The sequence below is a fragment of the Flavobacterium luteolum genome, assembly GCF_027111275.1.
In the GTDB taxonomy this organism is placed as follows: Bacteria; Bacteroidota; Bacteroidia; order Flavobacteriales; family Flavobacteriaceae; genus Flavobacterium; species Flavobacterium luteolum.
Genome location: NZ_CP114286.1, coordinates 2,427,540 through 2,440,076, shown reverse-complemented (window position 1 = coordinate 2,440,076; position 12,537 = coordinate 2,427,540). Strand labels below are relative to the sequence as shown.

Below are 12,537 nucleotides of genomic sequence, written 5' to 3'. Positions count from 1 at the left end.
TTTAATTTTGAAACCTTAATCTAACCGATTTTAATAACTAAATGACCTACCTTACCCCTTTACTTTCAGGTTTTATCGCAGCAGCCATTGGGACAATTCCGCCAGGATTGCTCAATATGACGGCTGCCAAAATAAAAATGAAAGAGGGAAAAAAGAATGCACTGTCATTTGTAATCGGCGCTGTTATCGTTATTTTCTTTCAGGCTTATGTCGCAGTATTATTTGCACGTGTTATAGACAATCGCCCAGATGTTGTAACCTTATTGCGTGAAGTTGGTTTTGTTATTTTTTCGATCTTAACTATTTACTTTTTATTTTTTGCGAAAGATCCAATAGCAAAGAAAAAAACAAAGATTAAGAAAAGCAGTAAAAAAAGTAGTTTCTTTCTCGGAATGTTGCTTTCTGGATTAAACTTCTTTCCGATTCCGTATTATGTTGTCGTAAGTGTTACACTGGCTTCATACAATCTTTTTACATTTCAAAACCCAATTATACTAACATTCGTATTAGGCTCTGTTCTTGGCGCTTTTGGAATTTTATACAGTTATATTGCTTTTTTCGGAAGAATAGAAAAGAAAACCGATTACTTCATGCGTAACATGAATACCATTATCGGAACCATTACTGGATTAGTCGCTGTTGCAACACTTTTCAATATCCTAAATTACTACTTCGGATAATTTTATAGCCACAGATTTCACAGATTAAAATGATTTTTTTACTTTGTGGCTAAATATTTTTCACGCAGATTTTTACGATTTTTTGCAAATAATCAATTTAATCCTTTTAATCTGTGGCAAAAAAAACAAAATCATGGCAGAAGAGAATTTTTTTGAAAGAGTTTATGTAATCGCCAGACAAATTCCGTTTGGAAAAGTTACTTCTTATGGTGCAATAGCAAAAGCATTGGGCACAGCACGTTCTGCAAGAATGGTCGGTTGGGCAATGAACGCCTGTCATAATATGGATGATGTTCCTGCGCATAGAGTTGTAAACCAAAAAGGTCTTCTAACAGGAAAACATCACTTTGACGGAACTAATTTAATGCAGCAACTTTTAGAAAACGAAGGCATTAAAGTAGTCAACAATCAGATTGTAGATTTTGAAAAGCATTTCTGGAAACCGGAAGTTGAATCGTAAAAATCATTTTCACCATATAAGTGATATAAGTTCATTTTAGCAGAAAGAATTTATATTTTTATTTTCTCTCGCAGATTTTGCAGATCTAGCCGATTTTCTTTTTTTTAATTCAAAATCTGCAAAATCTGCAAAATCTGCGGGAAAAAATCTTTGCGACTTAGCGCCTTTGTGGCAAAACCTACTAAATCAAGCAAATCACAAAACTCGTTTTATCCTCATCGGTTTGGTAGCTTAGATAACCTCCGTGGGCTTCTATAATGTTTTTAGAAAGCGTCAAACCAATTCCTGCTCCATCTTTTCTGGTGGTGAAAAACGGAAGAAAAACTTTATCTCGAATCTCTGCGTCTACTCCTTTTCCGTTGTCTGAGATCACAATGAAAAAGCGATTATTTTCTGTATAACTGGAAATTATTAATTTCTTTTCAGTTTTTTCTTTTAATGCATGAATACTATTGGTAATTAAATTGATAATCACCTGTTCCATCTGATTTTTATCAATCATAATAGAACGCGAACTGTGTATTTCGTTCACCAATTCTATTCCTTCTTCTTTCAAAATCGGACTCATGATACGCAGACAATCTTCAAACAATGCATTAATTGGCGTCATTTGCTTGTTTGGCGTTGGCAACATTGCCAGTTTACGGTAATTCTCCACAAAAAACTGCAAATGATCACTTCTATTTATGATTGTCGAAATACTGCTTTTGATGTCTTCAAAATCGTCTTCTTCCAACTCTTCCTGATCTACAATATGAAGCAGATTCTGCGAAAGCGCACGAATAGGCGTTAGAGAATTCATTAATTCATGCGAAATAATCTTCATCAAATTAATCCATGCTTCTTTTTCTTTTTTCTCAATAACGCGCTGAATACTGTCGAGCAAAATGATAAAATACTCTTTATCGTAGGTTTGAGTATGAGAAGTCTGCAACATAAAAGTCTGCAAGTCCTGATCTTCAATTTTGATTGAAATGGCGGTTTTTAATTCGGTAAAACCAACCTTTTCAATTTCACCACACAGACTCGGAAGATAGTTTTTCAGATATTTCCAATGACTTACTTTTGGGACTTTAAAAAGATTCGAAAAACAGTCATTCATTATAAAAATGGACCAATCCTCATTTTCTTTTTCTAAGATTAAAGCAGCGGTGTCTATACTGTTCAAAATCGAACGGTAGATTAATTCTTTGGAAATTTGCTCTTGTTTCTGAACTTTTAAAGTATCATACAAGAGATACAGACTATTGAAGTTGTCTTTTTTATGTCCTTCTGGAAAATGGGCAGAAAAGTCGTCATGTAGAATCGAGTTTATCGTTTTGTCATAAAACAGCAATTGGTTTTTGACAAAAAAATACATTTCGAATAGGAAAATCAAAACGAAAACACCAACCAATAGAGCGTTGTATTGAAATCCTTTATAGAATAATAATGCACTGGCAAGGAAGAGTACCATTACAAATAGAACCCTCACGAACAAGGCATTATAAAATTTCCAATTCTTCATTATTTTTTTGTTTACCACGGATTGTTTTTTTTCTTGCCACAGATTAAAAAGATTATAGAGATTTTTTTATCTGCTAAATTTGCGAAATCTGCATGAGACTAAAGACAAAGCAAAAATCTTGATTCTTGCCTCTTACTTCTTCCTCTTTAATTCTTCAAATCATATTTCTCTATTCTTCTGTACAAAGCGGCACGAGACAAACCTAATTCTTCGGCAGTTTTACTGATGTTTCCGTTGTGCTTGAAAAGTGCTTTTTCAATTGCGCCTTTCTCCATTTCCGATAACGGATTTTCATCATTTTCCTGAATTTCTTCAAAATCCAAAATATCCAAATCCATTACCGAAATGGTATTGTTTTCAGCCAAAATCAAAGCGCGTTCTATTTTGTTTTCCATTTCACGCACATTTCCTTTCCACGGATATTTTTCTAGATATAAGGCAACATTATCTTCAAAACGCCAATTTTCCTGATTGTATTTTTCTGCAATTTGTTCCAGAATAAAGTTGGCCATCGGCACAATATCGTCTTTTCTTTCTCTCAAAGAAGGCAAATTGATTTCCATGGTATTAATTCGGTACAGCAAATCTTCACGGAAGGTTTTATTTTTTACCTCAGCTTTTATATCACTGTTTGTGGCTGCAATAACACGAACATTCAACGGTCGTGGTTTACTTTCGCCTAAACGTGTTACGGTTTTAGTCTGTAAAACATGTAATAATTTAGCCTGAAGATGAAGCGGGATATTTCCAATTTCATCTAAGAAAATAGTTCCGTTCGATGCATTTTCAAAACGTCCTGGAGTATCAATTTTAGCATCGGTAAAAGCACCTTTTGCGTAACCAAAAAGTTCACTTTCAAACAAATTATCACTTAGAGAACCTAAATCGACATGCACAAAAGGCTGATTTTTTCTTTCTGAATGCTGATGAATATATTCGGCAAAAACATATTTTCCTGTTCCGTTTTCGCCCAAAATCAAAACATTCGCATCTGTTCTAGCCACTTTCTCAGCAATAGAATATGCTTGTTTTATTTTTGCTGAAGTGCCAACAAAATATTTCTTTTCGGTCTTCTCTGCTTTTTCTGAAGTTGTTTTTTTACTGTTTTTTCTGCTTTCAGAAACTGCTTTATCAATAACTTCCAACAGCTTTTCGTTATTCCACGGCTTTAGCACATAATCAAAAGCCCCAATTTTAATACCTTCTACAGCAGTTTCGATTTTACCAAAAGCGGTCATTAAGATCACAATTGTATTCGGAGAAAGCGTTTTAATTTCTTTTAACCAATGAATACCTTCTCGTCCATCTTCAAAACCAATTCGGTAATTCATATCTAGCAAAACCACATTTATGTCATTTTCGCTTAAGATTGAAATGATTTTTTTTGGACTATTAGTTGTAAAAATGGTCTCGAAATGTTTTTTAAGAATCATTTTTGCAGAAAAAAGAATTTCTTCCTGATCATCAACAACTAATATTTGGGCTAGTTTTTTTCTCATTTGGTCTTTTTTTTGTCCGCTTCCGAACGGTCAACTGTTCATTATCGGACACTGCTTTTTTGAAGCGCTTTCTAAAGCTCCTTTAAATTCAACACTTTACAAATAATAAATTTTATGGCACAGTATTTACCTATTGATTATCAGTAAAATAATTTAAAAAATGGACACGATAATTCCTCGTAAAAGTAAAAAATTTAGATATCTCGCAATAGCAATTGCTGTTTTTTTAGTTTTGCTAACCATTAGTGTTTTTGCATTTAATACCAAAAGAACTTTAAATGTAAAAGCCGACGAATTGGTAATTCAAAAAGCAGAAAAAGCCTTTTTTGAAGATTTTGTAGTTTTTCAAGCAAAAGTAGAACCTTTGAATGTTATGCTTGTGAATGTTACCGAGGGAGGTTCTGTAAAAGAAATCTTTGTAGAAAATGGTGCAATGGTTACCAAAGGACAATCGCTGGCTCGTTTATACAATCCGAACACAGAATTGAATTATCTTACTCAAGAAACTGCTATTATTGAGCAAATCAACAATCTAAATACAGGAAAATTAAACATTAGAAATCAGGAATTGAACTTAAACAAAGATTTGGTTCTAATTGAACATGATTACAACGATGCAAAAAGATTATATGACATGAATGCAAAGCTGTATGAGAAAGATGTAATTTCTAAAAATGACTGGAATACTTTTAAAGAAAGCCTTCGTTTTCAGGAAGAACGCAAAAGAACAATTCAGCAGAGCATTCAAAAAGAAAAGCAAAGTAATCAGGTTCAGATTTCTCAAATAAACCGTTCGATCCAGACTATGGAAAAGAGTTTGGATATTCTGAGAAACAATAAAAAGAACTTTTTAATAACAGCTCCAGAAACAGGACGATTAACTTCTTTTGAACCTGTTTTAGGAAAAACTTTTCAAGCAGGCGCAAGCATTGGAAGAATTGATTCTAACAAAGGATACAAACTTATTGCCGAAGTAGACGAGTTTTATCTAGAAAAACTTAGAGAAGGATTAAAAGGACAGGTAGAATTTAAAGGTAAAAACCTTGAAGTTATCGTGACCAAAGTAATTCCGGAAGTTAAAGGCGGACGATTTACTGTAGAACTTGCTTTTGTAAGTAAAGAAAATATTGTTTTGCAGGACGGACTTAGCTTTGGCGTAAAACTGATTTTGTCTGAAAAGAATAGAACTTTGGTAATTCCGAGAGGAGCGTTTAATCAGGAAGCTGCAGGAAAATGGATTTTTGTTGTAAACGGAAACAAAGCGATAAGAAGAAATATCAAATTAGGACGCGAAAATCCTTCGTATTATGAAGTTTTAGAAGGTTTAAAAGAAGGCGAATCTGTAGTTACTTCTTCTTACACCGATTATAAAGACATTGAAGAGCTTTCTCTAAATAAAGAATAGTTTATTTTGTTTCAAGTTTCAGGTTTCACGTTAACGCTGCAACCAACTTGAAACCTGAAACTTGAAACAAAATAAACAAAAACATAATTTCAATCATCAATCAAAAAACGTATTTAATAACATTTCAAAACCTTAAAAATTATGATCACAATTCAGAATTTAACCAAAGTTTTTAGAACAGAAGAAATAGAAACTGCTGCTTTGAGCGGTATCAACGTAGAGATAAAAAAAGGAGATTTTTTAACTATCATGGGGCCTTCAGGCTGTGGAAAATCGACTTTGTTAAATATAATCGGGCTTTTGGACAGCGCAGATGGCGGAAGCTACAAATTATTAGATCAGGAAATGATTGGTCTAAAAGAAAAAGGAAGAGCACAAGTGCGTAAAGAAAACATTGGTTTTATTTTTCAAAACTTCAACTTAATCGATGAGCTTTCTGTTTACGATAATATCGAATTGCCTTTGCTTTACAACAATGTGAAAGCTTCTGAAAGAAAACAGAAAATTGAGGCGATTGCAGAAAAGCTAAACATTTCCCACCGTTTGAAACATTTCCCACAACAGCTTTCTGGAGGACAGCAACAAAGAGTTGCGGTTGCAAGAGCTTTGGTAAATGACCCTAAAATTATTTTGGCCGATGAACCAACAGGAAACTTAGACAGTAAAAACGGTAATGAAGTAATGGAACTTTTAACCGATTTACATGCTAAAGGCGCTACCATTTTAATGGTTACCCACTCTGATTATGATGCTTCTTTTTCGCAAAGAACTATTCACATGAAAGACGGAGTTATATTTTCTGAAAAATTAAATCAACGAAATGTTGATGTTTTTATGGACGCTAAATAACAAAGTGATGATTAAAATTATTGTTACTGCACTGGTAGTTCTGGTAGAACTGGTGTGCAAAATATTTACTATGATTTAAAACCGAAAGGTTATCCAAAAACAACCATATCAACTATAAAAAATATACTTCAAAATGATTTTTAACTGGTTTAAAATATTTATATATCATTTAAAGCAAAGCAAACTGTTTTCGTTTTTAAATGTTTTAGGACTAAGCATCGGTATTGCGGGCGTAATCTTTGCCATATTATATTGGAACAATGAGCATTCTTACGATCAATGGAATCCTGAAAAGGAGAATACTTATATGGTCCTTAATAGACTTAGTAATGGAGACACATGGGGTTCCAATTCTATTCCGTTTGGCGAGACGTGTAAAGCTTCTATTCCTGAGATAGAAAAGGTTTGCTTCTTTCATACTTGGTACGATGAAGACATAATCAAATATCAGGATCAAAAACTGATGACAAAAGACATCCTTTCTAGTGATGAAAATTTCTTTGATTTTTTCCCTTTTGAAATTATTAAAGGTGCGAAAAGCAATATTTTAAAAGAAAAGAATAGTGTTGCAATTTCTGAAGAACAGGCATTGTTAATCTTTAAAAATGAAGATCCTATTGGAAAATCTATTTCTTATGGCAATAAAAACTATACGATAAAATCGGTATACCGCATTATTAGGCCATCATCAATAGAACCTTCTTTTGTTTTTAGTGATGTAAAGAGAGAAGGCGACCTAGACGCTTGGGGAAATTTTAATTATGGTTTGCTTATTAAAACAAAGAAAAATGCAGATATTTCTACTGTTTTAAAGAAAATGCAAAATGTTTATTTTGTAAATAGAACTGTAAAAGATGCCAAAGAAAGCGGTATGACTGTGGCTCAGTACGTAAAAGAAAACGGAGAAATAAAAGTCATTTTAGATCAATTAAAAACATCTCGATTACACGGAACAAAAAGTTCTGCCGGACAAAATTACCCTGAAGGTGTAGGGAATTTAAAACTGCTTTACATTATGGCTGGCTTATCTGTTTTGATTTTAGTTTTATCATTGGTTAACTACATCAATTTAGCAACAGCATCGGCTATAAAACGTGCAAAGGAAGTTGGAGTACGCAAAATTGTAGGTGCTTCAAAAAACCAGATTATTATTCAGTTTATTTTTGAAACTGCCATAATTGTAACATTATCTATTTTGTTTGCTTTGGCAATTGTAGAACTTTCATTACCGTATTACAACAATTTTTTAAACAAAACACTGACTATGAATGGCAGTGAATTCTACCTGCAGCTCATTTTTATTTTTGGATTAGTTATTGTTCTTGCGGGTATTTTCCCTGCCATTTATATCTCAAACTTTGAAACTCTAAAAGTTTTAAAAGGCAATTTCTCTCGTAGCAAAAGTGGTATCTGGATTCGTAATTCGATGCTTATTTTTCAATTCGGAATCGCGGCATTCTTTATCATTGGAGCGCTAATTGTTAATTCTCAGGTAAAATATATGATGGAGAAAGATTTGGGTTTTAGTGGTGATCAGGTCATTTCTATTCCTTATAATACTGTAGACAGACTCAAAAGGACTGATGATTATTTAGTTTCAAAACAAGAAATTAAAAAAATTCCGGGCGTTGTTGATGTTACTACATTTGCAGGAGCCTTTGGAGGTAATTCAGGTTCAAGTTCGGGATTTAAGCACAATGGGATTTTCGTACAGCCAAAAAACATTGAAATGGATTTTGGTTTCCTAGATATGATGAAAATAAAAATAGTTAAAGGTCGCGATTTATCTCCTCAATACGCTTCAGACACTATAAGCGGCATGCTTATGAATGAAACGTTGGTTAAAATGTTAAACTTGAAAGATCCGATTAATACCGTTGTAACTTCGGGATGGAGCATCAACAATGGCGACAATTTAAAGTTTAAAATTGTTGGAGTAGTGAAAGATTTCAATTTGACGGGATTACAAAATAAAGTTCCACCAATGGTTTTTATAAATCTTAAAACTTTAAAATGGAATAACTTTGGTAGTGTGCTTGTAAAGGTTTCTCCAAATAATTTAACAGAAACGTTAGATAAATTGAAATTATATTGGGAGAAAAATGTAAACCCAGACTATCCGTTTGATTACGAATTTGTTAACAAAGGATTTGCAAGGACTTATGAGCAGCAAGTGAAGCAAAAAAACCTATTTTTTATTCTAAATTTGGTTGTAATTATAATTGCTGTGTTCGGATTGTTTGCTTTGGCATCATTTTCGATGGAGAGAAGATTGAAAGAAATCGCCATTCGAAAAACATTAGGAGCTGAAACAGATATACTCTTAAAAGAATTATCGAAACAATATATTGTTTTCTGTTTTATAGGATTTGCAATCGGAATTGTTCCTGCTTATATATTATTACAGAAATGGCTTGAGGATTTCGCTTTTAGAATTGGAATATCGACCATTCCATTTGTAATTGCCCTGATTTCACTTTTGTTCCTAACATTAGTGATTGTTTTAACAAAAGCATTTCAGGTAACTAGAATAGATGTATTAAAGTATCTAAAATACGAATAAGCTTGTAGACCATTTTTTTTAAAGAAGCCCGACAGATTTCAGTAAAATCCGTCGGGCTTCTGTTTTTAGTCTTTCATTGTTACAGAATCATTGTAGATCAGCTTGTCCAGACTTTGGTCACGATCGTATACATCTGGGAAAAAATTAACTTCTCCATTGTCCTGAACCCAGCATGTAAAATAACCTATATAAACCGGAATTTTACGTTTAAGCATACATGTTGTTTCTTTTCCGCCATTCATAGCACTCTCAATTTTGTCTGCTGGCCAATCTGGATCATCTTTTAAAATATGCAATGCAAGCTGTTTGGCTTCTTTTACATTTATACAACCGTGACTGAAAGTACGGTTTTCAAACTCAAACAAACTTTTTGCGGGTGTATCGTGCATATAAATATCGTTCGGATTCGGGAACATAAATTTTACTAATCCTAGAGAATTTTTAGGACCAGGTTTTTGTCTTACTTTACCTCCATTCCATTCCATATTATGTTCTTCCAGATAGTTTTTATCATTTGCAATCTGAAGTTTTAGTTCATTTTGAATAATGCTGTTTGGCACGTACCAATACGGACTAAAAACAATTCGGTCCATATTTCCGCTAAAAATCACTGTTTCACTAAGTCTGTTACCAACAAAAATGTCCGAAACTAGATCATATTTTCCGTCTTTAACATAAAACAGCCTGAATGAAGGAATATTAACCATAACATATTCTTCTGCTTTAGCCAACTTGGTTGGAATCCATCTGCATCTTTCCATATTTAGCATAATGGTTCTGATTCTCTTACCAATTGGCTCATTCATCTGATTGACTATATCTCTGGTTAAGGCATAATTTGTTTTTAGATTATATCTTTTTTTATAATTTAAAACTCCCGCCATCAATTCTTCATCATAAATATCACTTCCTGAATCTTTTTTTAAATCTCCTACAACATACAAGCGATTTCTAATTTGTTTTATGGCAATAGCTGTATCGTCTGGCCTTAGATCTTTAAAATTAGCACTGTCAATAGAAATTTTCTGCCATAGATTATCGGTTTCAATTTTACGATATTTTTTCAGCGCGTCTTTCAATCTGTAGTATTGGCTAAACAAAAGATTATCATCTTTATCCAATCGATCAGAATCTACCATTAATGAATCTAGAATGTGAGTGTACGAAATAGATTTTGCAGGCAGATACCATCCTATTTTTTTCAATGTTGCGGGATCAACACCAGAATACACATTGCTGGCATAAAACACATACATACTTGTCAGCAGTAATTCGGTATCGAGCTGAGATGGTTTGTTTGAAGAGCTTTCGTTAAAAGCCTCATCTATTTGTTCTTTATAGGGCATTTTTTCTTCAATTCCCTGATCTTTCAAAACATTTACTTTTTGGTACAGTAAAGATCCGAATTCGGTTATACTTTTGTCATCGTACCAAATAGATTTGTACGCTTTGGCCTTATAAATACCTTCAACATCTTTCTGGTATTTTTTAAGCTTAGGGTATTTTTTAAAAAAGGCATTAATAGAAGCCGCGTCAAGACTAATGACCGCAACAACTTTTCGATTTGTCAAATCAGCCTTGCTTTTAGCATTGTTGGAAAACGAATTAAATGAAAATGCAAAAAAACTGACTGTAACAATAATTAAAGAAGAAGTAAAATTTCGCATATTTTTAAAGTTTTAAGTGGTAAATAACTTTAAAAAAAATACCGAAAACCCAATAAATTACTCAAAAAAACCTTAGTTTTCACATATTTTTTTTTATGTCTGGTAATCATCGATTTGGGTAATCAAATATAGCGAAGTTTTGTGAGAATTTTATTTATTTGAAAGAAAACTTATAGAAAATAATTCGTTTAAAACGAAAAAACTTTTCGGCCTTTATTAAAACGATCGATCTTACTCAAATTATGATTTCTGGTAAAAATGAATACGGCATAATTTTGAATAATCTCAATATCAATAATTACAATTCAAAAACGCTTAATTTCCGAACTTAATCTGTTATCTTTGCACCCTGAAATCAGTTTAAATAAATATAATCTTATAAGATTGATTTTGGACAATAAAAAAATAGCCCATTACAATGAAACTAGATAGAAAAGAAATTCTAAAAGCCTTAGAGACAATCACTATTGCTGGAGAAGGAAAAAATATGGTTGAAAGCGGCGCTGTAACCAATGTCATTACATTTGGAGATGAAGCTGTTGTAGACCTTGTATTGCATACACCTGCTATGCACATCAAAAAAAGAGCAGAAGATGATATTAAAAAAACAATTCATGATTTAATATCTCCCGATGCAAAAGTAAAAGTAAACATTAAAGTAGAAGCAGCAGAGAAACCGGAAATTAAAGGTCGTGCTATTCCTGGAATTAAAAATATTATTGCAGTTGCTTCTGGTAAAGGAGGAGTAGGAAAATCTACTGTAACTGCAAACTTAGCTGTTACACTTGCAAAAATGGGCTTTAAAGTTGGTGTTTTGGATGCCGATATCTACGGTCCTTCTATGCCAATCATGTTTGACGTTGAAAACGAAAAACCTGTTTCTATAGCTGTTGACGGAAAATCTAAAATGAAGCCAATTGAAAGCTACGAAATCAAAATGCTTTCAATAGGATTTTTCACAGCACCAAGCCAAGCCGTAATCTGGAGAGGTCCAATGGCGGCAAAAGCATTAAATCAAATGATTTTTGATGCCGATTGGGGAGAATTAGATTTCATGCTTCTAGATTTGCCTCCTGGAACTGGAGATATCCACCTGTCTATCATGCAGTCGCTCCCAATTACTGGAGCTGTTGTAGTAAGTACTCCGCAAGCGGTAGCACTTGCCGATGCAAAAAAAGGGGTGGCAATGTTTATGCAAGACAACATCAACGTTCCTGTTTTAGGAATTATAGAAAATATGGCGTATTTTACACCAGAGGAATTGCCAGAAAACAAATATTATATCTTTGGACAAGAAGGCGCTAAAAACCTTGCCGAAGACTTAGGAGTTCCATTTTTAGGAGAAGTTCCAATTGTACAATCTATTCGCGAAGCAGGAGATTACGGTCGTCCGGCAGCATTGCAGACTGGTTCTCCAATAGAAACAGTTTTTGAAGAAATTACTAGAAACGTTGTACAAGAAACAGTAAACAGAAATGAAAGCTTACCAGCAACAGAAGCCATCAAAATTACAACAATGGCAGGTTGCTCGGCAGTTAAAAAATAATTAGATAATTGAGATAAAACTAATGAGATAATTTGAAAATTAGACAATTAGATAATTTTGCTCAAAGTGAATTTTCTAATTATCTAATTGACACATTTTCTAATTGATAAAATTATGACAACAGAAGAATTAACAAGTAATGTTTTATTGGCCTTAGATGAGATAAGACCATTCTTAAAATCTGACGGCGGAGATATTTCATTAATCTCTATCGAAGATGACAAACATGTAAAAGTTCGTTTGGAAGGTGCTTGCATTAGCTGCAGTGTTAATCAAATGACACTAAAAGCAGGTGTTGAAACAACAATAAAAAAATATGCTCCACAAATTGAAACTGTGGTAAATGTAATGTAACAAATAG

The 12,537-nt window shown here is 33.2% G+C and carries 10 protein-coding genes; 7 read left to right on the top strand and 3 right to left on the bottom strand.

What is annotated here, in order from left to right:
- The first annotated feature begins 41 nt into the window (after positions 1-41).
- The gene (locus tag OZP10_RS10485; protein WP_111286085.1) at positions 42-680 is read left to right on the top strand and encodes a LysE family transporter; all 639 of its coding nucleotides are present in this window, start codon (positions 42-44) and stop codon (positions 678-680) included.
- Between the two features lie 133 nt (positions 681-813).
- The gene (locus OZP10_RS10480) at positions 814-1,140 is read left to right on the top strand and encodes an MGMT family protein (RefSeq protein ID WP_111286436.1); all 327 of its coding nucleotides are present in this window, start codon (positions 814-816) and stop codon (positions 1,138-1,140) included.
- Positions 1,141-1,321: 181 nt separating this feature from the next.
- On the opposite strand, the gene OZP10_RS10475 is transcribed toward OZP10_RS10480, so the two are convergent.
- Together OZP10_RS10475 and OZP10_RS10470 are read right to left on the bottom strand one after the other, a co-directional pair.
- Complete coding sequence (locus OZP10_RS10475) at positions 1,322-2,647, bottom strand: sensor histidine kinase (RefSeq protein ID WP_281634579.1); 1,326 nt, start codon at positions 2,645-2,647, stop codon at positions 1,322-1,324.
- A 146-nt stretch (positions 2,648-2,793) separates the two neighbouring features.
- Entirely contained in the window at positions 2,794-4,146 is a 1,353-nt protein-coding gene (locus OZP10_RS10470) for a sigma-54-dependent transcriptional regulator (protein ID WP_281634578.1), read from the bottom strand.
- Between the two features lie 160 nt (positions 4,147-4,306).
- On the opposite strand from OZP10_RS10470, the gene OZP10_RS10465 reads away from it, so the two are divergent.
- From OZP10_RS10465 to OZP10_RS10455, 3 genes are all read left to right on the top strand, one after another.
- On the top strand, positions 4,307-5,551 hold the full coding sequence (locus OZP10_RS10465) for an efflux RND transporter periplasmic adaptor subunit (protein ID WP_281634577.1): 1,245 nt from the start codon (positions 4,307-4,309) through the stop codon (positions 5,549-5,551).
- 141 nt (positions 5,552-5,692) lie between these two features.
- Positions 5,693-6,400: an ABC transporter ATP-binding protein gene (locus OZP10_RS10460; protein WP_111376033.1), complete on the top strand. Its 708-nt coding sequence runs from the start codon at positions 5,693-5,695 to the stop codon at positions 6,398-6,400.
- 133 nt (positions 6,401-6,533) lie between these two features.
- The gene (locus tag OZP10_RS10455; protein WP_281634576.1) at positions 6,534-8,963 is read left to right on the top strand and encodes an ABC transporter permease; all 2,430 of its coding nucleotides are present in this window, start codon (positions 6,534-6,536) and stop codon (positions 8,961-8,963) included.
- A 65-nt stretch (positions 8,964-9,028) separates the two neighbouring features.
- On the opposite strand, the gene OZP10_RS10450 is transcribed toward OZP10_RS10455, so the two are convergent.
- Positions 9,029-10,630 carry a L,D-transpeptidase family protein gene (locus OZP10_RS10450; protein WP_281634575.1) on the bottom strand — a complete coding sequence of 534 codons (1,602 nt, stop codon included), beginning with the start codon at positions 10,628-10,630 and terminating at the stop codon, positions 9,029-9,031.
- A 418-nt stretch (positions 10,631-11,048) separates the two neighbouring features.
- On the opposite strand from OZP10_RS10450, the gene OZP10_RS10445 reads away from it, so the two are divergent.
- Complete coding sequence (locus OZP10_RS10445) at positions 11,049-12,176, top strand: Mrp/NBP35 family ATP-binding protein (protein WP_281634574.1); 1,128 nt, start codon at positions 11,049-11,051, stop codon at positions 12,174-12,176.
- 114 nt (positions 12,177-12,290) lie between these two features.
- Positions 12,291-12,530, top strand: a complete 240-nt coding sequence (locus tag OZP10_RS10440; protein WP_095929732.1) for a NifU family protein — start codon at positions 12,291-12,293, stop codon at positions 12,528-12,530.
- Positions 12,531-12,537: the final 7 nt, after the last annotated feature.

What these genes read in the sequence shown, in the direction of transcription:
- OZP10_RS10445 (WP_281634574.1), top strand. Translation starts at nt 11,049, where the DNA reads ATGAAACTAGATAGAAAAGAAATTCTAAAAGCCTTAGAGACAATCACT.
- OZP10_RS10480 (WP_111286436.1), top strand. Translation starts at nt 814, where the DNA reads ATGGCAGAAGAGAATTTTTTTGAAAGAGTTTATGTAATCGCCAGACAA.
- OZP10_RS10475 (WP_281634579.1), bottom strand. Translation starts at nt 2,647, where the DNA reads ATGAAGAATTGGAAATTTTATAATGCCTTGTTCGTGAGGGTTCTATTT.
- OZP10_RS10440 (WP_095929732.1), top strand. Translation starts at nt 12,291, where the DNA reads ATGACAACAGAAGAATTAACAAGTAATGTTTTATTGGCCTTAGATGAG.
- OZP10_RS10465 (WP_281634577.1), top strand. Translation starts at nt 4,307, where the DNA reads ATGGACACGATAATTCCTCGTAAAAGTAAAAAATTTAGATATCTCGCA.
- OZP10_RS10470 (WP_281634578.1), bottom strand. Translation starts at nt 4,146, where the DNA reads ATGAGAAAAAAACTAGCCCAAATATTAGTTGTTGATGATCAGGAAGAA.
- OZP10_RS10455 (WP_281634576.1), top strand. Translation starts at nt 6,534, where the DNA reads ATGATTTTTAACTGGTTTAAAATATTTATATATCATTTAAAGCAAAGC.
- OZP10_RS10460 (WP_111376033.1), top strand. Translation starts at nt 5,693, where the DNA reads ATGATCACAATTCAGAATTTAACCAAAGTTTTTAGAACAGAAGAAATA.
- OZP10_RS10450 (WP_281634575.1), bottom strand. Translation starts at nt 10,630, where the DNA reads ATGCGAAATTTTACTTCTTCTTTAATTATTGTTACAGTCAGTTTTTTT.
- OZP10_RS10485 (WP_111286085.1), top strand. Translation starts at nt 42, where the DNA reads ATGACCTACCTTACCCCTTTACTTTCAGGTTTTATCGCAGCAGCCATT.